The following is a 25998-nucleotide window of genomic DNA, read 5'->3' as shown; positions in this document are numbered from 1 at the left end:
GTTTATATTCGAAACGGAATGAGCACAGGGCCTGTTCGTCGACCCTTTTCGCTCATACCGCCAACCGCTGCCAGCCTCGGCGCTGCCAGATCAGCATGAAACCGAGGGAGTTGAGGCAGCGATAGCCGAGCTGGACCCACCAGATACCGAGCAGCCCGGCCTCCTGATGCACGCCGACCCACCAGGCCAGCGGCAGGAATACCATCCATTGTAGCGTCAGGGTGAGGGTCATCACCGTACGCTGGGCACCGGCGCCGAGCAGCGCCTGAGCGAACACCAGGGCCGCGGCGTCGAGCACGATCATGGCCGCCGTGAGCTGCAGCGGCAAGCGTCCGAGCGCGATCAGCGCCGCGTCGTGCAGGAACAGCCCCAGCACGAGATCGGGCAGCAGCACCATCGGCAGGGCGATCAGCGCCAGGCAGGGAAAGGCCAGGCGCACCACGTCCCAGCCCCAGCGATGGGCGTCGCGATGGTCGTGACGCCCCAGCGACTCGCCGACCAGGCTCATCGCCGCCATGCCCAGCCCCACGCCGGGCAGGATCAGCAGCAGCGACAGGTTCACCAGCACGTGCCCGACCGCCACGCTGGCGGTGTCGATCCGCCCCAGGATCCAGAACAGCACCGCGTAGCCGGCGGCGAACCAGATCTGCTGGAAGGAATGCGGCACGGTCAGGCGCAGCGTGGTGGCGAAGGTGCCGGCGCAGGGGCGCTGCGTCAGGAAGCCGTTCGCCCGGGCGTGACGCAGGCTATGCCAGGCCCACAGGCCGAGCCCGGCGAACAGCGACAGGGTGGTGCCGGCGCCGGCGCCGGCGCTGCCCATGGCGGGCAGGCCGGCCAGGCCGAAGATCAGCCCCACGCTCGCCACCACGTTGATCAGGTGCATGGCCAGGATGATGCGCAGGTAGAGGCCGGTCTGCTGGATGCCGTTCCAGTAGCCGCGAAAGCAGAAGATCATCGCCACCGGCACCAGCGAGGCGACGCGCCACTGGAAGTAGCCGGCCGCCTCGGCGTTCACCGCCGGGTCCTGGTTGATCAGCGCCAGCAGCGCCGGCGCCTGCCACAGGCACACCAGGGTCAGCGGGCCGGCCACGGCCAGGGCGATGACGAGCCCCGCATTGAGCGCCACGGCACAGCGTCCCCAGTCCTGCTCGCCGTGACGGCGCGCCGCCTGGGCCTGCACCGCGGACGACAGCCCGAAGACCACGGCGGTGATCAGGAAGATGGCATAGCCGCCGATGCCCACCGCGGCCAGCGGCACCTCGCCGAGCGAGCCCACCAGGGCGGCATCGACGAGGTTGAGCAGGCTCTGGGTGAGCATGCCGCCGATGATCGGCAGGGCGAGGCGCAAAATGGTCTGGCGTCTGGAGGTCTCAGGCAGCATGCCGGCCTCCATGGATCGGCAGGGCGAGGCGCAGGATGGTCTGGCGTCCGGAGGTCTCAGGCAGCATGCCGGCCTCCATGGATCGGTAGGGCGAGGCGGTGGATGGTCTGACGACGAGAGGATTCAGGCAGCATGCCGACTTCCAGCAATGACGAAACCGGGCCCGCTGAGCGGGCCCGGGACGAGCGAGACGACCATCAGCTCGGGTCGTAGGAGAGCACCGGCGACAGCCAGCGCTCCATCTCGGCCAGCGCCATGCCCTTGCGGCTGGCCAGCGCCTCGACCTGATCGCGGGTGATCTTGCCGGTCGAGAAGTACTTCGACTGCGGGTGGGCGAAGTACCAGCCGGACACCGCGGCGGCGGGCCACATGGCGAAGCTGTCGGTGAGCTCGAGGCCGGCGTTGGCCTCGGCCTCGAGCAGCCGGAACAGGGTGGCCTTCTCGGTGTGATCGGGGCAGGCCGGATAGCCCGGCGCCGGGCGGATGCCCTGGTACTTCTCGGCGATCAGCGCCTCGTTGTCGAGGGTCTCGTCGGCGGCGTAGCCCCAGAACTCCTTGCGCACCCGCTCGTGCATGCTTTCGGCGAAGGCCTCGGCGAGGCGGTCGGCCAGCGCCTGGACCATGATGGCGTTGTAGTCGTCGCCGGCGGCCTTGTAGCGGTTGGCGAGCTCCTCGACGCCGTGGCCGGTGGTGACGGCGAAGCCGCCGATCCAGTCCGGCTTGCCGGCCTCCTTCGGCGCGATGAAGTCGGCCAGGCTGTAGCAGACGCCCTCGCGGTTCTTGGTGGTCTGCTGGCGGATGTGGTGCAGCCGCTCGATCACCTCGCTGCGCGACTCGTCGGCGTAGACCTCGATGACGTCGTCATCGACGACGTTGGCCGGCCACTGGCCGATCACGCCGCGGGCCTGGACCAGCCCCTCGTCGATCAGCTTGCGAAGCATCGCCTGGGCGTCGGCGAACAGGCTGCGCGCCGCCTCGCCGACCACCTCGTCGTCGAGGATCTTCGGGTACTTGCCGGCCAGCTCCCAGCTCATGAAGAACGGCGTCCAGTCGATGCGCTCGACCAGCTCGTTGAGATCGTAGTCCTCGAACACCTTGAGGCCGGTGAAGCCCGGCGCCGGCGGCGTGTAGCCGTCCCAGTCGAGGACCGGCTTGCGCGCACGGGCCTCGGCGTAGGACAGATCCGCCGCCTTGGGCCGACGCTTGGCGTTGCGCTCGCGCACGGCCTCGTATTCGGCGCGGATCTCGGCCACGTACTCGGGCTTGAGCGCCGGGGAGAGCAGCTTGCCGGCCACGCCCACGGCCCGAGAGGCGTCGGTGACGTAGATCACCGGATGCTCGTAGCCCGGCTCGATCTTGACCGCGGTGTGGGCCTTGGAGGTGGTGGCGCCACCGATCAGCAGCGGGGTGTCGAAGCCCTGGCGCTGCATCTCCTTGGCCACGTGGACCATCTCGTCCAGCGACGGCGTGATCAGGCCGGAGAGGCCGATGATGTCGGCGTTCTCTTCCTTCGCCGTCTGCAGGATCTTCTCCGCCGGCACCATCACGCCGAGGTCGATGACCTCGTAGTTGTTGCACTGCAGGACCACGCCGACGATGTTCTTGCCGATGTCATGGACGTCGCCCTTGACCGTGGCCATGACGATCTTGCCCTTGGTTTGAGTATCCTCGCTCTTTTCCGCCTCGATGTAAGGCAGCAGGTAGGCCACCGCCTGCTTCATGACCCGCGCCGACTTGACCACCTGGGGCAGGAACATCTTGCCGGCGCCGAACAGGTCGCCGACCACGTTCATGCCGTCCATCAGCGGCCCCTCGATCACCTCGATCGGGCGCGTGGCACGCTGGCGGGCGAGCTCGGTGTCTTCCTCGATGTAGGCGGTGATGCCCTTGACCAGGGCATGCTCGATGCGCTTCTCGACCTCCTCGTTGCGCCACTCGAGGTCTTCCTTCTTGGCGCCGCCGGAGCCGTCGCCCTTGTACTCGTCGGCGATCTCTAGGAGGCGCTCGGTGCTGTCGCTGCGGCGGTTGAGCACCACGTCCTCGACCGCCTCGCGCAGCGCCTCGGGCAGGTCGTCGTAGACCGCCAGCTGGCCGGCGTTGACGATGCCCATGGTCAGCCCGGCGCGGATGGCGTGGTAGAGGAACACCGAGTGGATCGCCTCGCGCACCGGATTGTTGCCGCGGAACGAGAACGACACGTTCGACACCCCGCCGGAGACCATGGCGTGGGGCAGGTGCTCGCGAATCCAGCGGGTGGCCTCGATGAAGTCGACGGCGTAGTTGTCGTGCTCCTCGATGCCGGTGGCGATGGCGAAGATGTTGGGGTCGAAGATGATGTCTTCGGCGGGGAAGCCGATCTCGTCGACCAGCAGGCGATAGGCGCGCTGGCAGATCTCGGTCTTGCGCGCGAAGGTGTCGGCCTGGCCTTCCTCGTCGAAGGCCATCACCACGATGGCGGCGCCGTAACGCATGCAGCGGGTGGCCTGCTCGCGGAAGATCTCCTCGCCTTCCTTCAGCGAGATCGAGTTGACCACCGCCTTGCCCTGGATGCACTTGAGGCCGGCCTCGACGATCTCCCACTTGGAAGAGTCGACCATGATCGGCACCCGGGCGATGTCGGGCTCGCCGGCGATCAGGTTGAGGAAGCGCACCATGGCCTCCTCGGATTCCAGCATGCCCTCGTCCATGTTGACGTCGATGACCTGGGCGCCGTTCTCGACCTGCTCCAGGGCCACCTCCAGGGCGGTGGTGTAGTCCTCTTCCTTGATCAGGCGCTTGAAACGCGCCGAGCCGGTCACGTTGGTGCGCTCGCCGACGTTCACGAACAGCGAGTCGTGGGCGATGTTGAACGGCTCGAGGCCGGACAGCCGGCAGGCCAGCGCGCGCTCGGGCACCTCGCGCGGAGGCAGGTCCCGAATCGCCCGATGGATGGCGGCGATGTGCTCCGGCGTGGAGCCGCAGCAGCCGCCGATGATGTTGACCAGGCCGCTCTCGGCGAAATCGCCGACGATGGCGGCCATCTCCTCCGGCGTCTGGTCGTACTCGCCGAACTCGTTGGGCAGGCCGGCGTTGGGGTGCGCCGAGACGAAGGTGTCGGCCTTGTCGGAGAGCTCCTGCAAATAGGGGCGCAGCTCCTCGGCCCCCAGCGCGCAGTTCAGGCCCACCGAGATCGGCTTGGCGTGGCGGACCGAGTTCCAGAACGCCTCGGTGGTCTGGCCCGAGAGCGTGCGGCCGGAGGCGTCGGTGATGGTGCCGGAGATCATCACCGGCAGGCGTTCGCCGCGATCCTCGAACAGCTCTTCCAGGGCGTAGATGGCGGCCTTGGCGTTGAGAGTGTCGAAGATGGTCTCGATCAGGATCAGGTCGCTGCCGCCCTCGATCAGCGCCTCGGCGGCCTCGCGATAGTTCTCGCGCAGCTGATCGAAGGTGACGTTGCGCTTGGCCGGGTCGTTGACGTCCGGCGACAGCGAGGCGGTGCGCGAGGTCGGTCCCAGCACGCCGGCGACAAAGCGCGGCACGCCGGTTTCCTCGGCCACGGCGTCGCAGACCGCGCGGGCCAGGCGCGCCGACTCGCGGTTGAGCTCGGCCACCAGCGCTTCCATGCCGTAGTCGGCCTGGGACAGGCGGGTGCTGTTGAAGGTGTTGGTCTCGACGATGTCGGCGCCGGCTTCCAGGTAGTCGCGATGGATGCGCGTCACCAGATCCGGGCAGGTCAGCGCCAGCAGATCATTGTTGCCCTTGAGGTCGGTGGGCCAGTCGGCGAAGCGCTCCCCGCGGAACTCTTCCTCCGACAGCGCGGCATTCTGCAGCATGGTCCCCATGCCTCCGTCGAGCATCAGGATGCGGCGGCGAAGGCTGTCGGTCAGCGAAGCGGTGAGAGGAGTCGGAACGGCGGCCATGGGTCGAGTCTATCTCCAGCGATAAGGGCGTCGGGGCGCGACAACGGCGCGATGATATTGTGTCGTATGGCGTCCGTCGCGAGGCCGGACAAACGTCGCATCTTAGCAAAAGCCGGGGTCCCGCGGCAGGGGCGCGACGCGAGCGTCGTTCATGTCGTGCGTGACCGGGTTTCATGCAGCCGGCGGGCGTAAAACCCAGCGCGGCGGTCGGGATTGTCAGGGTTCGGGCAGTCGCTTACCATAGTGGCAGACCCTCATCCCGGCCCGACCGTGCCGGGCTCGACCAGCGAGAGAGCAATGAGCGAGAGCATTCAGATCACCGACAGCGCCCAGGATTACCTTGCCGAGCTGCTGGCCAAGCAGAACGTCGAAGGGATCGCCGTGCGCATCTTCATCACCCAGCCGGGCACGCCCTATGCCGAGACCTGCCTGGCGTACTGCCGCCCCGGTGAGGAAGAGCTGACCGACGAGCGTCTGGAGCTCGACAAGATCATCGTCTACCTCGACAAGAACAGCATCGCCTTCCTCGAGGAAGCGGTGGTCGACTTCAACGCCGACCGCATGGGCGGCCAGCTGACCATCAAGGCGCCCAACGCCAAGATGCCCAAGGTCAACGAGGACAGCCCGCTGGCGGATCGCGTCAACTACGTGCTCTACAGCGAGATCAATCCGGGCCTCGCGGCCCACGGCGGCGAGATCAAGCTGGTCGAGCTGACCGAGGAGCAGGTGGCGGTGCTGGCCTTCGGCGGCGGCTGCCAGGGCTGCGCCGCGGTCGACCTGACGCTCAAGGAAGGCGTCGAGAAGACCCTGCTCGAGCGAATCCCCGAGCTCGCCGGCATCCGCGACGTGACCGACCACAGCGACACCACCAACGCCTACTATCAATAAGCGTTCCGCCGGGCCGGCTCAGTGGCCGGCCTGTGTGTCCTCCTCGGGCCCCGCATCGTCGGGGCCCGAGGCGTTTTCGGCCGCGGCCTCGAGCCGGTCCTGACTCGCCTGCATCTTCTCCAGCGATGACCACAGCCGCGCCTCGAGCTGCTGCTCCAGCGCTTCCACGCGGGCCTGGCGGCTGGTCAGGGCCGCCTGGGCATCCTCCAGGCGGGCGCCGAGGCGGGTGCGTTCCTCGTCGAGGCTGACTCGGGCAGCCTCGGCATCGCGCCGCGCCTGCTCCTCGCTGCGCCGCTTCTTCTCTTCTTCCTTCAGCGCGTCCTGCAGCGCCTGCTGCTCCGTCTTGGCGGCCTCGAGACGCTTCTCCAGGCGCTCGTGACGCGCAGCATGGGCCTTCTCGGCGGCCTGGCGTTCCTGGCGGGCCTCGTCGACCAGCCCCATCAGTCGTGCCTCGGCGGCCTCGTGACGCTGCTCCTCCTGGCCGAGTCGCGCCTGGTGCGCGGTTTCCAACTCTTCCTGCGCCTGACGGTGGGCCTGGGCCTGGCGCTCCAGCTCGCCCTGCAGCTCATCCAGCCGCGCTTCCAGTCGGCCGCGGACCTCGCGCTGACGCGTGGCCTCGGCCTGCAGGGTGTCGTGATCGGCCTGCAGGCGACCGAGTTCGGCGGTCTGCTCGTTGAGGCGTTCCTCGCTGCGGGTCAGGTGTGACGACAGGGCGCTCTCGCGCTGCTCGGCATCCTCTGCGCGGCGCTCGGCGGCGGCCACCGCCTGCTGCGCCTCGGCGACCTTGTCGTCGGCCTCGCGGCGGTAGTGGGCCAGCGCCTCGTTGGCGGCGTCCTGAGCCTGCTGCCACAGCGATTCAGCGAGCTCCTGCAGCGGCGCCGGCATGCCGCGGGGCGGCGGCACGTCGCGATTCTCCTCGCGGCGTTTTCGCCATTCGCGCAGATGCTCGCTGATGGTGGTGAAGCTGCCGGTGCCGAGCGTCTCGCGAATCCGCTGCACGCTGGGCGCCTGCCCGGCGGCCATCAGCTCGTCGATCGCCCGCTGCACGTCTTCGAAGCGTACGCCGCTGCGCGCCATGCCGTTCTCCTCGTCTCGTGAGTCCGCCCGTCGGGGCCTTCAGCTCGCACTATACCCGTCCCGGTCGTCGGGATAAAGATAATTACATTAAACGTAATACGTAATTTACATTATCAAGAAAGACATAAAAGCAAGATTACGCGGCTTATCTTGATTATCTGTGGCGTAACGTCGATACTGCGGCCGGGTGGAGCAGACGATGGAATTCAAAGGGTAAAATGCGGATGAAAGTCGGCGGGAAGGGTGGTCGGGCGCCTGTTCCACCGCACGCTTCGACGCAACAGCCACGAGGGAGGTGTAAACGTCCGTGGAAAGGGATAGCGAGAAGCCGGGCGCGCTGATGTCTCGGGCGGCGGCGCTGAACGAGGCGATGGGTGAGGTGCTGGGCGATGTCGTGAGTCGGGGCGAGCCGTCGACGGTGGCTCCGGCCGCCGGCCGCGCCCTTATCGTCGCGACCAGCGATGCCCAGGCGGTGGCCCAGTGGCTCGGCGAGTATCGCGCCAGCCCCAACACCCAGCGGGCCTATCGGCGCGAAGCGGAGCGGCTGCTGCTGTGGCTGGCCGAGCAGGAGCTCGCACTCGGCGAGGTGCGCCGCGATCATCTGGACGCCTTCGAGGCCTTCCTGGCCGATCCGCAGCCCCGCGAGCGCTGGGCCGGGCCGACCCGGCCGCGCCACGATCCCCGCTGGCGGCCGTTTCGCGGCCCGCTGTCGCCGGCCAGCCGCCGGCAGTGCCTGGTGATCCTGCAGGGGCTGTTCGCCTGGCTGGTGGAGGCGGGCTGGGTCGGGCACAACCCGTTCAGGCTGATGCGCGACAAGCGCCGCCGGCTGGACAATCGCCAGGGCAGGGTGGAGCGCTACCTGGAGAAGCCGCTGTGGGACTGGCTATGGCAGTGGCTGAACGAGGCACCGGACGACGATGCGACGCCGCGGGCGCGCTTCGAGCACGAGCGCCGCCGCTTCGCGTTCGGCTTCGCCTACCTGCTGGCCCCACGGATCGGCGAGATGGCGGCGGCCAGGATGCAGGACGTGTTTCGCCGCGAGGGGCGCTGGTGGTGGCACACGGTAGGGAAGGGCGGCAAGGCGGCCAGCATCCCGGTGCCGCCGGACATGACGCGCCTGCTCGGGGAATGGCGAACGGCGCTCGGCCTCGCGCCCGAGCCCGCCCCGGACGAGATCACACCGATGCTGAGAGGACTCGATGGCCGGCGCGGGCTGGGCGAGAACCGGCTCTATCGGCTGATGCGCGAGGCCTTCACCCGGGCCGCGGATGACCTGGAGGCGCGCCAGGGCCGGGCAAGCGCCCGCGAGATCGCACTGCTGCGGCGCGCCACGCCGCACTGGCTGCGCCATACCGCGCTCACGCACCAGGCCCAGGCCGGCGTGGAGCTGCGCTATCTCGCCGAGACGGCCCGGCATTCGCGGCTCGACACCACCGCCCGCTACCTGCACGCCGAGGACGCCGAGTGGCATCGCCAGCAGTCGCGTCATGGACTGTCGTCGGGGGCGGACGACGACGGGGCCCAGCCGTTATAATGGCGACAATCGTTTCAAGGAGTGTTGCATGACCACGACCGCCGAACAGGCCCAGCAGGAACTCGTCGACGAGTTCGAGATGTTTGACAACTGGATGGACCGCTACCAGTACATCATCGACCTGGGCAAGCAGCTGCCGACCTTTCCCGAGGAGTGGAAGGTCGAGGAACTGAAGATCCAGGGCTGCCAGTCCAACGTCTGGATGCACCATGAGCGCGACGGCGAGCGGCTCCGCTTCCAGGCGATCTCCGACGCCGCCATCGTCTCCGGGCTGATCGCCGTACTGATGCGCATCTACGACGACCGCCGCCCGGAGGACATCCGCGACACCAGCCCGCACTTCCTCAAGGATCTGGGCCTCGACAAGCATCTCTCGCCGACGCGCAGCAACGGCCTGAACGCCATGCTCGAGCGCATCTATCGCGTCGCCGAGCAGGAAGCCGCCTGACAGGCGCCGGCCGCGGCATGAAAAAACCGCCCGCCGTCGATCCTCGTGGATAAACGATGGATCGCCTGCGGGCGGTTTGCGTTCAGGCAAGGACACCCCGCTTGCTGCGGCTAGCGTGGGGCCTCGTCGTTTGACGCTGCCTCGTCGCCGTCGCGACAACGGAAATGCTCGTCGAGCTCGGGGTCTTCCCGGCACAGCGCCTCGCTCGGGCCGCCCGGGACCGGGTCGATGCCGCCCTCGGCGCCCGGGTGGCAGCGCAGGATGCGGCGCAGGCCGAGCCAGCCGCCCCGCATCGGGCCGTGGACCCTCAGCGCCTCCGCCGTGTAGTGGGAGCAGCTCGGCCAGTAGCGACAGCGAGGCCCGAGCAGCGGGCTCAGGATCAGCTGGTAGGCCTTGACCAGGCCCAGCAGGGGCCAGGTCAGGAGGCGTCCGGCCAGGTGCCGGACGCGGTGGAGCAGGGGGGTCATGACTTCAGCGCTTGCCGTAGAGGGTCTCGGGGTCGATCAGCGGCGCCGAGGTGATGCGTGCCTCGTCGCCCTCGAGGGACACGTAGAAGCAGCTGCGGCGGCCGCTGTGACAGGCCGGGCCGGTCTGGTCGACCTGCATCAGCAGGGTGTCGCCGTCGCAGTCGAGGGTGGCGCTGCGCAGATGCTGCTGCTGGCCGGAGGACTCGCCCTTGCGCCACAGCTTGCCCTTGGAGCGCGACCAGTAGCAGACGCGGCCGGTGGCCAGGGTTTCTTCCAGCGCCTCGCGGCTCATCCACGCCATCATCAGCACCTCGCCGCTGTCATGCTGCTGGGCGATGGCAGGAATCAGGCCGTCGTCATTGAAGCGGATGGCATCGAGGATCTCGCCGAGCGGGCGGCGGCTGTCGAGTGCCGCGACTTCCAGGCGCTTGAAGGTGTCGGTCATGGGGGCTCCGTGCATCATGAGGTCGCGATGGCCGACCGGCAGGCCTCGCACTGGCCGAGCAGCTCGATGGTCTGGCGATGCACCACGAAGCCGAGCTCGCGGGCACGCTGGCCGAGCCGATCGTTGATGTCATCGAGGTGCAGCTCCTCGACCCGGCCGCAGTCGCGGCAGATCAAGAGCTGGAAGCCGTGGGCGTGCTCCGGGCAGGGGCAGGCCACGTAGGCGTTGAGCGATTCGATGCGGTGCACCAGTCCCTGGTCGATGAGAAATTCCAGGGCGCGATACACGGTGGGCGGCCGCGCCGACGCGTGCTCGGTGGCGAGGCGGTCGAGCAGCTCGTAGGCCTTCAGGCCGCCGCGGGTGTCGGCGATGATCTGCAGCACCCGCTGGCGAATCGGAGTGAAGCGCACGCCACGCTGGTGGCACTGTCGCTCGGCCTGTTGTATCAGGTCGCTGGAATCGGTCATGCGGGCCATGCGGTCGAGGATTGAGGGGGACATTCTACGCGCCCGGCATGGCCCGAGCCAGCCGGGCGTTGGTGGCCACGATGACGGTGGCGTGGCTTCGAGCGGCGACGCGCGAGGAGGCGGGCAGGGCGGCCGCCTCAGGCCTCGGCCGCCTCCTGCGCCACGCGCTCCAGCTCGCTGCTGCGGGCGAAGTGATGCTGGGCGAAGGCCACGCGCTCCTCGGGCGATACGCCCTCCGGCTGGCGTTCGATGAGGTCGAGCCGCTTGCGCAGCCCCTCGCCGTTGGCCATCTGGATCGCCAGCCCCGGGCGGGCGTTGAGCTCCAGCAGCATCGGCCCGTGCTGGCGGTCGATCACCATGTCGGTGCCGAGGTAGCCCAGTGCCGTCATCTCGTAGCAGCTGGCGGCCAGTTCGAGCAGCGTCTTCCAGCCGGGGATGCGCAGGCTGGCCAGCTCGTGGCCGGTGTCTGGGTGGTCGTGCCGGGCCCGGTCGAACTGCACGCCGCGGATCGCCGTGCCGCTGGCGATGTCGATGCCCACGCCGACCGCGCCCTGGTGCAGGTTGGCCTTGCCGTCGGAGGCGGCGGTCGACAGTCGCATCATGGCCATCACCGGATAGCCCTGGAAGACGATCACGCGGATGTCCGGCACGCCCTCGTAGCTGTATTCGGCGAAGGATTCGTCGAAGTCGATCAGCGCCTCGATCACCGCCACGTCCGGTGAGCCACCCAGCGAATAGAGCCCCGAGAGAATGTTCGACACGTGGCGTTCGACGTCCTCCAGGGTGAGGTGGGCGCCGCTGGGCTTGACGAAGTGCGCGCCGTCGCGCTGTTCGATGACCAGGATGCCCTTGCCGCCGCTGCCCTTGGCCGGCTTGATCACGAAGCCGCCGTGGGCGGCCAGCATCTCGTGGATGCGCTTGACGCCGAACTGGGTCGAGACGGTGCCGATCAGCGCCGGCGTGGTGATGTCGTACCGCTGGGCGAGCAGCTTGGTCTGGAGCTTGTCATCGACCAGCGGATACAGCCGCCGGTCGTTGTAGCGGCCGATATAGCGGATGTTGCGCTGGTTCATGCCGATGATGCCCTTGGCGCGCAGCTTGCCCGGGGAGGTCCACATGCGATCAGTCCTCCGTGACCGGCTTGAAGCGACGCAGCTCCAGCAGCCGGTAGCCGGTGTAGTTGCCGAGCATCAGGATCAGCGCCATCAGGATCAGCTGCACCCCGAGGAAGTTGAAGGTGATGTGGCGGATCCAGGGGTTGTTCATCGCCAGGTAGGCCAGCACCGCGGTCAGCATGCTGCCGCCGCCCTGGATCAGCACTTCCTTGGGACCTTCCTCTTCCCACAGGATCGACATGCGCTCGATGGTCCACGACAGGATGATCATCGGGAAGAAGGTGATCTGCAGCCCGGCGTTGAGGCCCATGCGGAACGACAGCACCGAGAACAGCGAGATGATGGCGATGACCGTGATGATCACCGCCGTCACCCTGGCCACCAGTAGCAAGTTCAAGTAGGACAGATAGTTGCGGATCACCAGGCCCACGGCCACGACCAGCAGGAAGCCGACGAGTCCCGTCACCAGCGAGGTCTGGATGAAGGCCAGGGCGATCAGCACCGGCATGAAGGTGCCCGATGTCTTGATCCCTACCAGCACCCGCAGCAGTACCACCACCAGCGCGCCGATGGGGATCAGCAGGATGGTCTGGAACAGCGCCTGCTCCTCGAGCGGCAGGCTGTGGATCGAGAAGTTGAGCAGGGTGTCGGCGTCCTTGGCCACCTGGCTGCGCACCGCGGCGGCGGCGGGCTGGTTGCGCGAGATCATCGAGAAGCTGATCCGGGAGCTGGTCCCGCCCTGTACCTCCAGCACCGACTGGCCGGCGTTCTCCCACAGCAGCAGGTTGTCCGGGCGGCCGCGTTGGCCGGTGGCCGGATCGAACAGTGCGCTCTCGTTGCCGTCGTAGACCTCGAGCCAGGTGTTCAGGGCCTGGCGACGGCGGCCGTTCTCCAGCGTCAGGCCGCTTACCGCTCGCGCCTGGACGCCGGCCTGATGGAACAGGCGCAGCAGCAGCGGCGAGCGATCGAACTGGGTCAGCAGCAGGCGCACGTTCTCGCCACGCCGCTCGTCGCTGAAGTCGCTGATCAGCTGCTGGGCGAAGGTGAAGGGATCGGCGCTGCGCGACCAGGCGTGGTCGATGACTTCCTGGGCCGCGGTGTCATAGGGCGGCTCCCAGACCACGTTCGGCACCGGGCGCGGCGGCGGCACGTCACCGGCCTCTGCGTTCGGCGCGACCAGGACCTGGGCACTGTAATAGAGCTGCTGGTTGCCCTCGGCCTCGCGTACCGACCACAGGGCACGGCGCGCGCCGTTCTCCTCGAGGTAGTTCAGGCCATAGCCGGGCGAGGCGGTGTGCTCGGTGAGCACCCGGAAGCCGGGCTGGGTGGAAGGCAGGGCCATTTCGACCCTGGCCGGGCCGCCGTCGGCGCGGAAGTCGACCTGGGCTTCGATCTCCCAGACCTGGCGCTGTTCGCCCGGCGTCCAGGGGACCTCGAACTGGACATGGCGATGGACGCTCATGGCAATGCCGGTGACCAGCAGCAGGGCGACGATCAGATAAAAGGGCAGTCGGGACATGTCGGCTTCCTTGGACGCGTGACGTGGGCTTCGCTGACGGGATCAGGGCGCCGTCGTCTCGTCTTGTGTCTCGGGCGCGTCGGCATCCGCTGCCGACGGCGAGGAAAATTCGGGGCGATCGTAGATATGCCGGCGGGCCACGTCGACGATGGTGATATCCATCAGGAAACGACGGCCCAGCAGCGCCGGAGAGTCGAGATGGGTGCGGTCATCGAGGGTAAACTCCACGCTCTCGCGCAGCGGCCCCAGCGTCAGCAGCAGGCTAATCACCGGCCGCGAGGCGTCGCCGTTGGCCTGGGCGGCGCGGACCCGGCGCTCGACAGGCGCCTCGATCCACTCGTCGCGCTTGGACTCGATCACGCTGTCCTCGTCGTTGAGGCCCAGCTTGAAGCGCACCCAGTCTTCGCCGTCACGCTCGAACGGCGTGATCTCGGTGGCCGACAGCGACGACATTTCGGCACCGGAATCGATACGCGCTTCCAGATAGGTGCCCACCTCGGGCAGGCCGATCCACTCGCTGCGACCGACCAGGGTCTTCTTGTCGAGCCGCTCGTCGACCACCGGGCAATTGCGGGACGTCGGCTCCTGGCGTGTCTCGCCGCGCAGCGTCTCGAGCTCGCCGCGCACGTTGCGCAGCAGGTATCCCAGCTCGCGCACGTCGGCGCGCAGGCCCAGCTGCTCCTCGCGGTGCGCCGACTGGGCCTGGAGCGTGGCGTCGCAGCGGTCGGCCAGGTCGGCCTGGAGCCGATCCATGCGATTCGCGAAGGCCTGCTGGGTGACGGGCTCGGGGGGCGCTTCGCGCTGGGGCACCATTCCGCAGCCACCGAGCGATAACAGGGCGGCGAGAGGTGCAATCAGCAGGGGGCGAATCGGCATGTCGTCGACATCCTTGGCTCTGGCGAGTGAAGAGGCAAAGGCCTCGCGAACTGACGGGATGATAAGGAGCGGGGGCCAAGCTGTCCATGTCGTGGCGATGACGAACCCGTGGCTGACACGGGCTTGCATGGCTCCGACACGACCATGATTTAACATAATATATATTATGCGAAGTCCTGGCCGTGGCGGCTTGATGCCCTTGTGTCATCATCGCGACACCAAGACGGCCGTCTCCGTCCACCCCGTCGGTGACGGCCTCGACGGCCTGGCATGATGCCAGTGTCGTCCAGCCTTCACGCTTTCGCCACGGGAACCCGCGTCACAGCGCCGGCGCCCGGAACGCCTCTCGAGGTTCCGGGCACGCGGCCGTACAGTCGATGATGTCAGGCCGTCTCGGCGTCCAGTCGCTGGCTGGGCGCGGCGCGCTCGAGCCGGATCGCGATGAACTTCGAGGTCGGCGTGAAGGTCTGCTCGCCGTAGCTGTCGAGCGGCACCAGCGGATTGGTTTCCGGATAGTAGGCCGCGGCCTGGCCGTCCGGCATGTCATAGGCCACCAGCTGGAAATCGCTGACCCGACGTTCGCGGCCGTCGTCCCACAGCGACACCAGGTCTACCCGGTCACCGGGGGCGAAGCCGAGCCGCCGGATCTCCGTCTCGCTGGCGAACACTACCTCGCGCAGCCCGAAGACGCCACGGTAGCGATCGTCGAGCCCGTAGAGCGTGGTGTTGTACTGATCGTGGGAACGCAGCGTCTGCAGGATCAGGTCCGGGGTCTCGCCGCGCGCCAGCACGCCGGCGTTGACCAGCGCTTCGGGCAGCGCGTGGGAGCGGAACCGGGCCTTGCCGCTGTCCGTGTGCCACACGCGCTCCGCGGCGGCGTTGCCCAGGTGGAAGCCACCGGGCTGGTTCAGCCGTGCGTTGAAGTCCTCGAAGCCGGGAACGGTGTCCGCGATCAGCTCGCGGATGCGGCCATAGTCGGCGATCAGCGACATCCAGTCCACGGGATGCGGGCCCAGCGTCGCCTGGGCGATGCCGGCGATGATCGCGGGCTCCGAGCGTAAATGTGGAGATCGCGGTGTCAGCTGGCCACGGGAGACGTGCACCATGCTGAAGGTGTCCTCGACGGTGACGCCCTGAGGCCCCTCGGCCTGCTTGTCGATCTCGGTGCGCCCCAGGCACGGCAGGATCAGGGCGTCCCGGCCGGTCACCAGGTGCGAGCGGTTCAGCTTGGTGGCGATATGCACGGTCAGCTCGCAGTGTCGCAGCGCGGCGTGGGTGCGCTCGGTATCCGGCGTGGCCTGGGCGAAGTTGCCGCCCAGGCCGAGAAAGACCTTCGACCGCCCTTCTTCCATCGCCTGGATCGCCTGCACCGTGTTGTGACCATGGTCTCGCGGCGCCTCGAAGCGGAAGCGCCGCTCCAGGGCGTCGAGCAGCCTCGCCGGCGGCTTCTCGTCTATGCCCATGGTGCGATCGCCCTGCACATTGCTGTGGCCGCGCACCGGCGACAGCCCGGCGCCAGGCTTGCCGACATTGCCGCGCAGCAGCTGAAGATTGACGATTTCCTGCACCGTTGCCACCGAATGGCGGTGCTGGGTGATGCCCATCGCCCAGCACATCACCACCCGTTCGGCGCGGCGATACATCTGTGCGGCCAGCTCGATGTCGTCGAGCGAGAGCCCCGACTGCTCGCGAATATGCGCCCAGGGCGTGGCATCCACGGCGGCCAGATAGTCGTCCAGGCCGTCGGTGTGGGTCTCGAGGAAGGCGTGATCGAACACCGGCGGCTCGCCGGCCGCCAGCGCTTCGCGCTCCCAGCCCAGCAGGTATTTCGCGATGCCGCGCATCAGCGCCATGTCGCCGCCGAGGGCCGGACGGAAATAGGCGGTGTGGGTAGGCTCGGAGCCGTTGCCGAGCATTTCCAGCGGTTTCTGGGGATGCTGGAAGCGCTCGAGGCCGCGCTCCTTGAGCGGATTGATGCAGACGACCTGGGCGCCGCGCTGTACCGCCTCGCGCAGCGGCTCGAGCATGCGCGGATGGTTGGTGCCGGGATTCTGGCCGATGACGAAGATCGCGTCGGCGTGCGCCAGGTCGTCGAACACCACGGTGCCCTTGCCCACGCCGAGGCTGTCGGTCATGCCGATGCCGCTGGCCTCGTGACACATGTTCGAGCAGTCGGGAAAGTTGTTGGTGCCGAAGGCGCGCACGAACAGCTGATAGAGGTAGGCGGCCTCGTTGCTGGCCCGGCCGGAGGTGTAGAACTCGGCCTGGTCGGGCGACTCGAGACGGTTCAGGTGCTCGGCGATCAGCGCGAAGGCGTCTTCCCAGCGGATCTCGACGTAGCGGTCACTGTCGGCGTCGTAGCGCATGGGATGTGACAGCCGGCCCTGATATTCCAGCCAGTAGTCGCTCTGCCTGAGCAGGTCCGAGACGCGGTGTTCGGCGAAGAACGCGGGGCCGACTGAGCGCCCGGTGGATTCCCAGTTCACCGCCTTGGCACCGTTCTCGCAGAACTTCACCAGCCCGCTCTCCGGCGCCTCGCCCCAGGCGCAACCCGGGCAGTCGAAGCCGTGATCCTGGTTGGTCTTGAGCATGGCACGGAGGTTCTTGACCGCGTTGTCGCTGCCGAGCCAGCTTTTGGTCACGCTCTTCAGCGCTCCCCAGCCGGCCGCCGCGCCCGAATACTCTCTGATATGCTCGTCCTGGCTCATTGCCTCTTCCCCAACTAATGAGCCCCCTAACATATTCCTCTCGTCGCACCGCGTCCAATCGAATCCCGTGAGGCCTTGACCCTGCCGTCCGTAAAGGCGGCGCCGAGAAGATCGCCACGTCCTTGACCGAACAGCGCTTCGCCGAGATTCGCGCCCGATGTCCCGAAGCCCGACCTGCCCCGGCTCGCATGGCACCCGCAGCCTCACTCCTCTATATTGTTATACATCGCACATAAAGGATATGAGTCATGTATAGAAAATTACCGAGCCGGCGGGGCCGCCCGGTCGTCTGGCTGGCCCTGGTGCTGATGCTCGCCGGCTGTGCCGGCATCGACGTGGGGCGCTACGCGGGAACCACGCCACGGCTCGACATCGCCGACTACTTCGAGGGGCAGACGCGGGCCTGGGGCATGGTGCAGGACTACAGCGGTGAGGTGCAGCGCCGCTTCACGGTGGACATCGACGGCAGCGTCGAGGGCGACACCCTGACCCTGGATGAGCGTTTCACCTACGCCGACGGCGAGACCGATCGCCGCGTCTGGACCTTCGAACGTCGCGACGGCGGTCGCTGGGAGGGGCGCGCCAATGACGTCGAGGGCGTGGTGCAGGCCCGCCAGGCGGGGCACGTCTTCCATATGAGCTATCCACTCGAGGTCACGGTCGACGGGCGCGACCTCACCTTCCAGATGGACGACTGGATGTACTTGCAGCCCGACGGCCGGCTGATCAATCGCACGTCCATGAAGAAGTTCGGCCTGACGCTGGCCGAGATCACCATCATCTTCGACCGCGACGCCCCACGCTAGGTCGTCACCCTGCCCTGTCTTCCCGTTCTTCCTTTACAGGAAACGACACGGCCCCGGTTCCTGATGGAACCGGGGCCGTTGGCGTCATGGCCTGATCGATGGTTGATCAGTCGTCGGCCGGCGCGTAGGAGCCATCCTCGCGGTGAACCTCTTTACCGGTCAGGCCCGGAGTGAACACGCAGGCCAGATGCATGGTCTTGGTCGCCCGCAGCAGGTGGTCGTCATGCTGATCGAGGATGTAGATGTCGCCCGGCTTGATCGGCCAGATCTTGCCGTCGGCCAGGGTCTCGACCTCGCCCTCGCCTTCGATGCAGTACACCGCCTCGAAGTGGTGCTTGTAGTGGATGTGGGTCTCGGTGCCCTCATAGATCCGGGTGATGTGGAAGGAGCAGTTGCCACCGTCCTCGGCCAGCGACAGGCGGGTGCTGTCCCAGTTGCCGTTCTCGGCGGTGACCAGGCGGTCGGTCTGACGGGCTTCCTCGAGATTGCGAACGATCATTGGCGCTCTCCATGGGATGTCTGGTGTGACGGGCGTCCGGCCCGCTCGATGTGTCGAGGCTCGGGCCGGCAGCGATGACCACCCGCCTCGTCGGCGACGAGACGGGCCGGGGAATCGATCAGCTCAGGGCCTGGCGGGCACTGGCCTCGAGGATGTCCAGGGCTTCGATCAGGTCCTCGTCGGGAATCGTCAGCGGACACAGGCACTTGACCACTTCACCATCCTGGCCGCTGGTCTCGATGATCAGGCCGTTCTCGAAGGCCTGGCCGGTGATCTTGTCGGCGATGTCACCGCTGCCGACGTCGATGCCGCGCATCAGGCCACGCCCACGCTCGCTGGACTCGATGCCGCACTCCTCGGTGAGCCAGGCGGCGATCTTCTGGAAGCGCTCCTCGACGATGCGGCCCTTGCGCTGCACGTCACGCTCGAAGGTGTCGTCGCTCCAGTACTGACGCAGCGCGGCGGCGGCGGTGGTGAAGGCCAGGTTGAAGCCGCGGAAGGTACCGTTGTACTGGCCCGGCTTCCACTTGTCGAGCTCGGGGCGCATCAGCACGTGGGCGAACGGCAGGCCGAAGCCGGACAGCGACTTGGAGTTGGTGACGATGTCCGGCACCACGTCGGCGTGCTCGAAGCTGAAGAACTTGCCGGTACGGCCGCAGCCGGCCTGGATGTCGTCGACGATCAGCAGGATGTCGTGGGCACGGCAGATGCCTTCCAGACGCTTGAGCCAGTCGAGACCGGCCACGTTGATGCCGCCTTCGCCCTGCACGGTCTCGACGATCACGCCGGCCGGCACGTCCAGGCCGCCGGACTTGTCGCCGAGCAGCTTCTCGAAGTAGTCGAGGGTGTCGGTGGCCTCGCCCATGTAGCCGTCGTACGGCAGGAAGGACGCGCCCTGGGTCGGGATGCCGCCGGTGGCCTCGCGGAACTTGCGGTTACCGGTGGTGGCAAGTGCCCCCATGGTCACGCCGTGGAAGCCGTTGGTGAAGGTCACGATGTTGTGCCGGCCCTTGGCCACGCGGGCCAGGCGGATGGCCGCCTCGACGGCGTTGGTGCCGGTCGGCCCCGGGAAGTGCACTTTGTAGTCCAGGCCGCGCGGCTTGAAGATCACCTCCTCGAGGGTCTCGAGGTAGTCGCGCTTGGCGGCGGTCCAGAAGTCCAGGCCGTGGACGATGCCGTCGCTGGCCAGGTAGTCGACCAGGGCCTGCTTGATCTTGGGGTTGTTGTGGCCGTAGTTCAGGGTGCCGGCGCCGGCCAGGAAATCGATGTACTCGCGGCCGGTCTCGTCGGTCAGGCGCGCATTCTGCGCCTTGGTGAAGACGACCGGGAAGGAGCGGGAATAGGTCCGGACGTCGGATTCCATGCGTTCGAGGGTCTGGGTCTGCATTGCGACCTCCTGTCGGAAAGAGCGGAAGAAAGGGGAATTCGGGCGTGACGATGCCGGCCGACCTGGCGCGCCGGCACCGTGGCAGCAGCGATCAGATGTCGACGGTCTGGAAAGGACCGATGCGCACGAGGTTTTCGGGGTCGTGCTCACCGCCCAGCTGATCGGTGGAAAAGTATTCACGGCTGTTCAGCGGCGCCTGCCAGCGGTCGGCCAGGCGGCGGAAAAGGCCCCAGGACGCCTGGTTGTCCGGCGTGATGGTGGTCTCGAGGTGGTGCACCTCGGCCAGCTCCGGCCGGGTCATCACGGCCTCCACCAGGCGGCGAGCCAGGCCGGTGCCGCGGGCCTTCTCGCCCACGGCGACCTGCCACAGGAAATAGGTGTCCGGGCAGTTGCTCTTCACGTAGCCGGAAACGAAGCCGACGATCTCGCCTTCCTCGTTGGTGGCCACGGCGCAGCTGTCGCGAAACTGGGTCGCCAGCAGCAGATAGGCATAGGCGGAATTGACGTCCAGCGGCGGGCAGGACTTGACCAGTTCGTAGATGCCCCAGCCGTCGTCCGGGTTGGGCTTGCGGATGAACAGCGGGGTGGACTGATGGCCGACGACGGTGTCGGCAATGCTGGGCCGGGCGAGCTCGGCGGAGGGAATGAAGGGCTCTGTGGTCACGTTCATTATCATGTTCGCTTAGCGAATTCGGAAATTAGCATAACAGCTGCTTATCACCTTTTCAAAAACGCTGTTATCCGGACGGCAAGAAACCATAAACCTGTATTATGGCATGCGGTGAAATGCCGCCATGACGGGCTTCTCACAGCATAGCCCGGTCTCGCTCCTCCGGCCTGCCGATGCTTCAAACGCAAGCGGGCCACCCGTTCAGGGTGGCCCGCTCATGTGGCGATGGTGTGACGGCGAGATGTCGCCGTCCGTGGCGTCAGCGACGCGTCGGCGTACGCATGGTCACGAATTCCTCGGCCCCGGTGGGATGGATGCCCACCGTCTGGTCGAACTGGGCCTTGGTCAGCCCGGCACGCACCGCGATGGCGATGCCCTGGATCAGCTCGCCGGCCTCGTCGCCGACCATGTGCGCCCCGACCACCACATCGCTCTCGTCATCGACGATCAGCTTCATCAGGCAGCGTTCGCTGCTGCCGGACAGGGTGTGCTTCATGGGGCGAAAATCGGCGCTGTAGACGCGAATGGCGTCGAAACGCTCGCGCGCGGCCTCTTCGGAGAGGCCCACGGTGCCGATGTTGGGATGGCAGAACACCGCGGTGGCGATGCGCTCGTAGTCCAGCGGCTCGGGCGTGGTGTCGCCGAAGTGGTGCTCGACCAGCTTCATGGCCTCTTCCAGCGCCACCGGGGTGAGCTCGGGGCCGTCGGTGACGTCGCCCAGCGCCAGGATGGACGGCACCGAGGTCTCGAAGCGCTCGTTGACCTTGAGCTTGCCGTCGTCGCTGGTGGCGACATCGAGCTTGTCCAGGCCCAGCCCTTCGAGGTGCGGGCGACGGCCGGTGGCGGCCAGCACCGCATCCACTTCCAGCGTCTCGCCGCTGGTCAGGGTCACCTTGAGGCCGCCCTCGACCTGCTCGATGGTCTCGATGTTGGTGCCGAAGTGCAGGTTGACGCCCTTCTTGTCCATCTCGTCGCGGGTGAACTCGCGCACTTCCTGGTCGAAGCCGCGCAGGAACAGGTCACCGCGGTAGACCAGGTGGGTGTCGCTGCCCAGGCCGTTGAAGATGCTGGCAAACTCCACGGCGATATAGCCGCCGCCGAGTACCAGGAAGCGTTCCGGGAAGCGGTCGAGATCGAAGACGCGGTTGGAGTCCAGCGTCAGCTCATTGCCCGGGAAGTCCGGCACCCAGGGCCAGCCGCCCACGGCGACCAGGATCTTCTCGGCGCTGATGGTCTCGCCGCCGACGCTGACGTGGTGTTCGTCGACCACCGTGGCCCGGCCGTTGATCAGGCGCACGCCGGCGCCGTCGAGCAGCCGGCCGTAGATGCCGTTGAGGCGCTTGATCTCGCCGATCTTGTTGTCACGCAGGGTCGCCCAGTCGAAGGTGGGCGCCTCGGGCAGGGTCCAGCCGAAGCCGCTGGCGTCCTCGAAGCTGTCGTGGAAGTGGGCGGCGTAGGAATACAGTTTCTTGGGCACGCAGCCGACGTTGACACAGGTGCCGCCCAGGTAGCGATCCTCGGCCACGGCAACGCGGGCCCCGGTGGCGGCGGCGGTGCGTGCGGCGCGGACGCCGCCGGATCCCGCCCCGATGACGAAGAGGTCGTAGTCATACTCGGTCACAGACACAGGCATCTCCTGTTGGGTGTGTATAGATGGGTGCGTGATAGAGGGGATGGGCGTGAGTGGCAGCGATCATACCAGCCGTCGGCAGCCCCCGGGAGGTCCGCGGCCATTGACCGCCGCTATGGTGGTAATAAAAAAAGCAACTTGTCAGCGATCCCGATCATAAGAGCCGCCTCCCTGCCCCATCAAAACGTCATGAGCGCCCCGTCGGCGGGCCTGGGCCGGGTCGCCCTGCCGTATCCCAGCGACCGCGTGGCACCGCCAGGCGAGCCTCATTCGCCGGGCGCATGACGCCTCTCGTTATTTCGATTGTTCTCCCGCCGCCGAACTCTCTATGTTGAAGGCCGGACCGGAACAAACGGTCGTTCGCCCCATCCCGAGGCGATACGCATAACAATCCATCCGGCATGGAATACAACATGACAATCAAGAAGACCCTTCTGGCCAGCGCCGTAGGCGCGGCCATGACCGCGGCTGCCATCGCACCGGCCGCCCAGGCCGAGACCACCCTCAGCATGGCCTACGACGCCGACCCGGTGTCGCTCGATATCCACGAGCAGCTCTCCGGCGGTATCCTGCAGCTGTCCCACATGACCTTCGACCCGCTGGTGCGCTGGAACAAGGACCTCGAGTTCGCCCCGCGCCTGGCCACCGACTGGGAGCAGGTCGACGACACGACCCTGCGCATGACGCTGCGTGAGGGCGTCGAATTCCACAGCGGCAACGCCTTCACCGCCGAGGACGTGGTGTGGACCGTGGAGCGCCTGAAGCGCAGCCCCGACTTCAAGGCGATCTTCGCGCCCATCGCCTCGGTGACCGCGGTCGACGAGCACACCGTGGAGTTCACCACCGAGAAGCCCTATCCGCTGCTGCTCAACCTGGCGACCTACATCTTCCCGATGGACAGCCAGTTCTACAGCGGTGAGGACGCCGACGGTGATCCCAAGGACGAGATCGTCAAGAACGGCAACTCCTACGCCTCGCGGCATCTGTCCGGCACCGGTCCCTTCGAGGTCAGCGAACGCCAGCAGGGCGTGCGCGTGGTGTTCGAACGCCACGACGACTACTGGGACGAGGATTCCCCCGGCAACGTCGACAAGATCGTGATGACCCCGATCAGCGAGAACGCCACCCGCGTGGCCGCCCTGCTCTCCGGCGACGTCGACTTCATCGCCCCGGTGCCGCCCAACGACCTGGAGCGCATCCGTAACGACGACGATACCCAGCTGGTCACCATGACCGGCACCCGGATCATCCTCTTCCACATGAATCAGGAGCGCGTCGAGGCCTTCCAGGATCCGCGGGTGCGCCAGGCCTTCGCCTATGCCATCAACCAAGAAGGCATCGCCGACCGGCTGATGAAGGGCTTCGCCACCCCGGCGGCCCAGATGTCACCGGAAGGGTATGCGGGCCACGTCGAGGGCCTCGCGCCACGCTACGACCTCGAGCGAGCCCAGGAACTTATGGCCGAGGCCGGCTATGAGGACGGCTTCGAGATCTCCATGATGGCGCCCAACAACCGCTACGTGAACGACGCCAAGATCGCTCAGGCGGTGGCCGCCATGCTGGCGCGCATCAACGTCACGGTGGATCTCAAGACCCTGCCCAAGGCCCAGTACTGGGGCGAATACGACGACCGTGTCGCCGACATGATGATGATCGGCTGGCACGCCGACACCGAGGACTCGGCCAACCTGCACGAGTACCTCACCGCCTGCCCGGACGCCGACAGCGGGGCCGGTCAGTACAATGCCGGCAACTACTGCAATCCGGAGCTCGATGCCCTGGTCACCGAGGCCAACCTGGAGGTCGACCTCGAGGCCCGCGCCGAGATGCTGCAGCGGGTCGAGCAGACCCTGCATGACGAGGCCGCCTTCATCCCGCTGCACTGGCAGGACCTGGCCTGGGCATCCGCCGCCAACGTCGACATCGAGCCGGTCGTCAACGTGATGAACTTCCCCTATCTCGGGGACCTGGTCGTCGAGGAAGAGTGATTCCTCCCTCGCCGGCGTCATCGTCGGCGAGGACTTCCCCCCCATCCTGACCCGGTGGCGCGCTCGACGCGAGCGTGCCACCCCGTATTGCCTACGGGACGCCACTCATGATCGCCTTTCTGATCAAGCGCCTTTTCCATGCGCTGCTGGTGATGTTCGTCATCAGCGTGATCGCCTTCGCCATCCAGGACAATCTGGGCGACCCCATCCAGCAGATGGTCGGCCAGTCGGTGCCGGAGAGCGAGCGCGCTGCGCTGCGCGAGGAACTGGGCCTGAACGACCCCTTCGCGGTGCAGTACCTGCGCTTCGCCGCCAACGCGGTGCAGTTCGACTTCGGTTATTCCTACGTCTTCAACGAGCCGACCACCGACGTCATCCTGCGCCACCTGCCCGCGACCCTGGAGCTGGTGGCCGCGTCCACCTTCCTGATCATCGCCCTGTCGATTCCCATCGGGGTCTACAGCGCCATCCGGCCGCGTGCCTGGCTGTCGCGGTTCTTCATGGGCGTGTCGATCATCGGTATCTCGATACCGGTGTTTTTGACCGCCATCGTGCTGATCCAGCTGTTCGCCATCGGCGTGTCCTGGTCGCCCTTCCCCGCCGATACCGGCTGGGGCGCCTCGCTCAATGACCTGATCAGTACCGACGGCGGCATGCCGGCCTACGGCCGCGGCGACCCGGTGCCGGTGTTCGGCACCTGGGAGACCAACTTCGCCTCCCTCGAGGGGCTGACCTACCTGGTGCTGCCCGCCATCTCGCTGGCCTCGATCATGCTGCCGCTGTTCATCCGCCTGATCCGCGCCGAGATGCTCGAGGTGATGCAGTCGGAGTACGTGAAGTTCGCCCGCGCCAAGGGCATCTCGCTGCGCCGCATCTACTTCCTGCACGCGCTGAAGAACACCATGCTGCCGGTGATCACCGTGGGCGGGGTACAGATCGGCACCCTGGTCGCCTACACCATCCTCACCGAGACGGTGTTCCAGTGGCCCGGCATGGGCCTGATGTTCCTCGACGCCATCGAACGCTCCGACATTCCGCTGATCGTCACCTACCTGATGATCGTGGGGCTGATCTTCGTGATCACCAACACCCTGGTCGACCTGATCTACGGCCTGGTCAACCCCACCGTCAAGCTGACAGGAAAGCCCGCATGACCACCTCGACCTCATCCGCTGCGAGCTCGTCCACGGCGAGCCGCTGGGAGCGCTTTCGCGACTCCTACCTGCTCTACAGTTTCCTGCGTGACCCGATCGCCCAGGTCAGCCTGGCGGTGTTCATCCTGATGGTGGCCTGCGCCGTCCTGGCGCCCTGGCTGGCGCCGATGAACCCCTACGACCTGGCACAGATCGATATCCTGGCCTCGGAGCTGCCGCCGTTCTGGGTCGACGGCAGCGATCCGGCCTATCTCATGGGCACCGATGCCCAGGGGCGTGACCTGCTCTCGACCATCCTCTACGGCCTCAGGGTCTCGCTGATCATCGGCTTCGGCGCGGTGGCGCTGCAGGCCACCCTCGGCGTGTGCTTCGGCCTGCTGGCCGGCTACCTGGGCGGGCGCGTCGATGCCTTCCTGATGCGCATGGCCGATATCCAGCTGTCGTTCTCCACCCTGATGGTGGCGATCGTGGTCGGCGCGCTGTTCAAGGCGATCTTCGGCGGCGCCACCTTCAGCACCTATGCGGTGCCGCTGCTGGTGCTGATCATCGGCCTGGCCGAGTGGCCCCAGTATGCGCGCACCGTGCGCGCCTCGGTGCTGGCCGAGAAGAGCAAGGAATATGTCGACGCCGCCCGCGTGATGGGGCTGCCGAGCCGGCGCATCATGTTTCGCCATATCCTGCCCAACACCCTGTCGCCGATCTTCGTCATCTCCACCGTGCAGGTGGCCAACGCCATCATCTCCGAGGCGGCGCTGTCCTTCCTCGGCCTCGGCATGCCCGAGACCCAGCCCTCGCTGGGCTCGCTGATCAAGTCCGGGTTCGACTACATCCAGTCCGGCTCCTGGTGGATCACCCTGATCCCGGGCCTGGTGCTAGTGGTGCTGGTGCTGGTCATCAACCTGCTCGGCGACTGGCTGCGCGACGTCCTCAATCCGCGTCTCTACAAGGGCTGAGGCCATGCTGAATATCGATACGTCCCCCATGTCCGACGGTCGCCGGCACGACGCGCTCGATCCGCGCCTCTTCATCCGGCACAAGGG

At 67.1% G+C, this 25998-nt stretch carries 21 protein-coding genes; 7 read left to right on the top strand and 14 right to left on the bottom strand.

What is annotated here, in order from left to right; all coding sequences use genetic code 11:
• Positions 1 to 52: 52 nt before the first annotated feature.
• Positions 53 to 1381, bottom strand: a complete 1329-nt coding sequence (locus FIU88_RS08895; RefSeq protein WP_152478961.1) for an MATE family efflux transporter — start codon at positions 1379 to 1381, stop codon at positions 53 to 55.
• A 197-nt stretch (positions 1382 to 1578) separates the two neighbouring features.
• Positions 1579 to 5280 (bottom strand): methionine synthase, encoded by a 3702-nt coding sequence (gene metH, locus FIU88_RS08890; RefSeq protein WP_152478960.1) that lies wholly within the window; start codon positions 5278 to 5280, stop codon positions 1579 to 1581.
• Between the two features lie 297 nt (positions 5281 to 5577).
• Between metH and nfuA the strand changes: the two genes are divergently transcribed.
• Positions 5578 to 6168 carry a Fe-S biogenesis protein NfuA gene (gene nfuA / locus FIU88_RS08885; protein ID WP_016854929.1) on the top strand — a complete coding sequence of 197 codons (591 nt, stop codon included), beginning with the start codon at positions 5578 to 5580 and terminating at the stop codon, positions 6166 to 6168.
• A gap of 18 nt (positions 6169 to 6186) precedes the next feature.
• On the opposite strand, the gene FIU88_RS08880 is transcribed toward nfuA, so the two are convergent.
• Positions 6187 to 7245, bottom strand: a complete 1059-nt coding sequence (locus tag FIU88_RS08880; RefSeq protein WP_152478959.1) for a DNA-binding protein — start codon at positions 7243 to 7245, stop codon at positions 6187 to 6189.
• A 370-nt stretch (positions 7246 to 7615) separates the two neighbouring features.
• Between FIU88_RS08880 and FIU88_RS08875 the strand changes: the two genes are divergently transcribed.
• Both FIU88_RS08875 and FIU88_RS08870 read left to right on the top strand, forming a co-directional pair.
• Entirely contained in the window at positions 7616 to 8779 is a 1164-nt protein-coding gene (locus tag FIU88_RS08875; protein WP_152480177.1) for a site-specific integrase, read from the top strand.
• A 28-nt stretch (positions 8780 to 8807) separates the two neighbouring features.
• On the top strand, positions 8808 to 9227 hold the full coding sequence (locus FIU88_RS08870; RefSeq protein ID WP_152478958.1) for a SufE family protein: 420 nt from the start codon (positions 8808 to 8810) through the stop codon (positions 9225 to 9227).
• A gap of 110 nt (positions 9228 to 9337) precedes the next feature.
• On the opposite strand, the gene yidD is transcribed toward FIU88_RS08870, so the two are convergent.
• The 7 genes from yidD to FIU88_RS08835 form a co-directional block, all read right to left on the bottom strand.
• Complete coding sequence (yidD, locus tag FIU88_RS08865; RefSeq protein WP_152478957.1) at positions 9338 to 9694, bottom strand: membrane protein insertion efficiency factor YidD; 357 nt, start codon at positions 9692 to 9694, stop codon at positions 9338 to 9340.
• 4 nt (positions 9695 to 9698) lie between these two features.
• Entirely contained in the window at positions 9699 to 10139 is a 441-nt protein-coding gene (hisI, locus tag FIU88_RS08860; RefSeq protein WP_152478956.1) for a phosphoribosyl-AMP cyclohydrolase, read from the bottom strand.
• Positions 10140 to 10153: 14 nt separating this feature from the next.
• Complete coding sequence (locus FIU88_RS08855; RefSeq protein WP_152480176.1) at positions 10154 to 10606, bottom strand: Fur family transcriptional regulator; 453 nt, start codon at positions 10604 to 10606, stop codon at positions 10154 to 10156.
• Positions 10607 to 10743: 137 nt separating this feature from the next.
• Positions 10744 to 11724, bottom strand: coding sequence for an alpha-L-glutamate ligase-like protein (locus tag FIU88_RS08850; RefSeq protein WP_152478955.1), 981 nt, complete (start codon positions 11722 to 11724; stop codon positions 10744 to 10746).
• Between the two features lie 4 nt (positions 11725 to 11728).
• Entirely contained in the window at positions 11729 to 13240 is a 1512-nt protein-coding gene (locus tag FIU88_RS08845) for an inactive transglutaminase family protein (protein ID WP_152478954.1), read from the bottom strand.
• 42 nt (positions 13241 to 13282) lie between these two features.
• A complete protein-coding gene (locus FIU88_RS08840; protein WP_152478953.1) occupies positions 13283 to 14116 on the bottom strand; it encodes an ATP-dependent zinc protease in 834 nt (277 codons plus the stop codon).
• A gap of 383 nt (positions 14117 to 14499) precedes the next feature.
• The gene (locus FIU88_RS08835) at positions 14500 to 16824 is read right to left on the bottom strand and encodes an FdhF/YdeP family oxidoreductase (RefSeq protein WP_152478952.1); all 2325 of its coding nucleotides are present in this window, start codon (positions 16822 to 16824) and stop codon (positions 14500 to 14502) included.
• A gap of 248 nt (positions 16825 to 17072) precedes the next feature.
• Between FIU88_RS08835 and FIU88_RS08830 the strand changes: the two genes are divergently transcribed.
• Positions 17073 to 17630, top strand: a complete 558-nt coding sequence (locus tag FIU88_RS08830; RefSeq protein ID WP_152478951.1) for a DUF3833 domain-containing protein — start codon at positions 17073 to 17075, stop codon at positions 17628 to 17630.
• Positions 17631 to 17736: 106 nt separating this feature from the next.
• On the opposite strand, the gene FIU88_RS08825 is transcribed toward FIU88_RS08830, so the two are convergent.
• The 4 genes from FIU88_RS08825 to gorA all read right to left on the bottom strand — a co-directional run bounded on the left by FIU88_RS08825 (position 17737) and on the right by gorA (position 21807).
• Positions 17737 to 18129 carry an ectoine synthase gene (locus FIU88_RS08825; protein WP_016854916.1) on the bottom strand — a complete coding sequence of 131 codons (393 nt, stop codon included), beginning with the start codon at positions 18127 to 18129 and terminating at the stop codon, positions 17737 to 17739.
• A gap of 118 nt (positions 18130 to 18247) precedes the next feature.
• Positions 18248 to 19516 (bottom strand): diaminobutyrate--2-oxoglutarate transaminase, encoded by a 1269-nt coding sequence (ectB, locus tag FIU88_RS08820; protein WP_016854915.1) that lies wholly within the window; start codon positions 19514 to 19516, stop codon positions 18248 to 18250.
• A gap of 91 nt (positions 19517 to 19607) precedes the next feature.
• On the bottom strand, positions 19608 to 20186 hold the full coding sequence (gene ectA, locus FIU88_RS08815; protein ID WP_152478950.1) for a diaminobutyrate acetyltransferase: 579 nt from the start codon (positions 20184 to 20186) through the stop codon (positions 19608 to 19610).
• Positions 20187 to 20445: 259 nt separating this feature from the next.
• Positions 20446 to 21807 (bottom strand): glutathione-disulfide reductase, encoded by a 1362-nt coding sequence (gene gorA, locus FIU88_RS08810; protein ID WP_026068412.1) that lies wholly within the window; start codon positions 21805 to 21807, stop codon positions 20446 to 20448.
• Positions 21808 to 22229: 422 nt separating this feature from the next.
• On the opposite strand from gorA, the gene FIU88_RS08805 reads away from it, so the two are divergent.
• The 3 genes from FIU88_RS08805 to FIU88_RS08795 all read left to right on the top strand — a co-directional run bounded on the left by FIU88_RS08805 (position 22230) and on the right by FIU88_RS08795 (position 25911).
• Complete coding sequence (locus FIU88_RS08805; RefSeq protein WP_152478949.1) at positions 22230 to 23804, top strand: ABC transporter substrate-binding protein; 1575 nt, start codon at positions 22230 to 22232, stop codon at positions 23802 to 23804.
• Positions 23805 to 23911: 107 nt separating this feature from the next.
• Positions 23912 to 24958, top strand: coding sequence for an ABC transporter permease (locus FIU88_RS08800; RefSeq protein ID WP_152478948.1), 1047 nt, complete (start codon positions 23912 to 23914; stop codon positions 24956 to 24958).
• Positions 24955 to 25911, top strand: a complete 957-nt coding sequence (locus FIU88_RS08795; protein ID WP_016854910.1) for an ABC transporter permease — start codon at positions 24955 to 24957, stop codon at positions 25909 to 25911. The genes FIU88_RS08800 and FIU88_RS08795 overlap by 4 nt, the downstream gene beginning before the upstream one ends.
• The last annotated feature ends 87 nt before the right edge of the window (positions 25912 to 25998 follow it).

This window comes from Halomonas sp. THAF12 (assembly GCF_009363675.1).
Taxonomy (GTDB): domain Bacteria; phylum Pseudomonadota; class Gammaproteobacteria; order Pseudomonadales; family Halomonadaceae; genus Halomonas; species Halomonas smyrnensis.
Note: the sequence above shows the minus strand (reverse complement) of the source record. Positions and strands in the feature narration are given on the sequence as shown.

Excerpts from the sequence above, each read along its gene's own strand:
- FIU88_RS08895 (WP_152478961.1), bottom strand. The coding sequence starts at position 1,381 with ATGCTGCCTGAGACCTCCAGACGCCAGACCATTTTGCGCCTCGCCCTG.
- metH (WP_152478960.1), bottom strand. The coding sequence starts at position 5,280 with ATGGCCGCCGTTCCGACTCCTCTCACCGCTTCGCTGACCGACAGCCTT.
- nfuA (WP_016854929.1), top strand. The coding sequence starts at position 5,578 with ATGAGCGAGAGCATTCAGATCACCGACAGCGCCCAGGATTACCTTGCC.
- FIU88_RS08880 (WP_152478959.1), bottom strand. The coding sequence starts at position 7,245 with ATGGCGCGCAGCGGCGTACGCTTCGAAGACGTGCAGCGGGCGATCGAC.
- FIU88_RS08875 (WP_152480177.1), top strand. The coding sequence starts at position 7,616 with ATGGGTGAGGTGCTGGGCGATGTCGTGAGTCGGGGCGAGCCGTCGACG.
- FIU88_RS08870 (WP_152478958.1), top strand. The coding sequence starts at position 8,808 with ATGACCACGACCGCCGAACAGGCCCAGCAGGAACTCGTCGACGAGTTC.
- yidD (WP_152478957.1), bottom strand. The coding sequence starts at position 9,694 with ATGACCCCCCTGCTCCACCGCGTCCGGCACCTGGCCGGACGCCTCCTG.
- hisI (WP_152478956.1), bottom strand. The coding sequence starts at position 10,139 with ATGACCGACACCTTCAAGCGCCTGGAAGTCGCGGCACTCGACAGCCGC.
- FIU88_RS08855 (WP_152480176.1), bottom strand. The coding sequence starts at position 10,606 with ATGACCGATTCCAGCGACCTGATACAACAGGCCGAGCGACAGTGCCAC.
- FIU88_RS08850 (WP_152478955.1), bottom strand. The coding sequence starts at position 11,724 with ATGTGGACCTCCCCGGGCAAGCTGCGCGCCAAGGGCATCATCGGCATG.
- FIU88_RS08845 (WP_152478954.1), bottom strand. The coding sequence starts at position 13,240 with ATGTCCCGACTGCCCTTTTATCTGATCGTCGCCCTGCTGCTGGTCACC.
- FIU88_RS08840 (WP_152478953.1), bottom strand. The coding sequence starts at position 14,116 with ATGCCGATTCGCCCCCTGCTGATTGCACCTCTCGCCGCCCTGTTATCG.
- FIU88_RS08835 (WP_152478952.1), bottom strand. The coding sequence starts at position 16,824 with ATGAGCCAGGACGAGCATATCAGAGAGTATTCGGGCGCGGCGGCCGGC.
- FIU88_RS08830 (WP_152478951.1), top strand. The coding sequence starts at position 17,073 with ATGTATAGAAAATTACCGAGCCGGCGGGGCCGCCCGGTCGTCTGGCTG.
- FIU88_RS08825 (WP_016854916.1), bottom strand. The coding sequence starts at position 18,129 with ATGATCGTTCGCAATCTCGAGGAAGCCCGTCAGACCGACCGCCTGGTC.
- ectB (WP_016854915.1), bottom strand. The coding sequence starts at position 19,516 with ATGCAGACCCAGACCCTCGAACGCATGGAATCCGACGTCCGGACCTAT.
- ectA (WP_152478950.1), bottom strand. The coding sequence starts at position 20,186 with ATGAACGTGACCACAGAGCCCTTCATTCCCTCCGCCGAGCTCGCCCGG.
- FIU88_RS08805 (WP_152478949.1), top strand. The coding sequence starts at position 22,230 with ATGACAATCAAGAAGACCCTTCTGGCCAGCGCCGTAGGCGCGGCCATG.
- FIU88_RS08800 (WP_152478948.1), top strand. The coding sequence starts at position 23,912 with ATGATCGCCTTTCTGATCAAGCGCCTTTTCCATGCGCTGCTGGTGATG.
- FIU88_RS08795 (WP_016854910.1), top strand. The coding sequence starts at position 24,955 with ATGACCACCTCGACCTCATCCGCTGCGAGCTCGTCCACGGCGAGCCGC.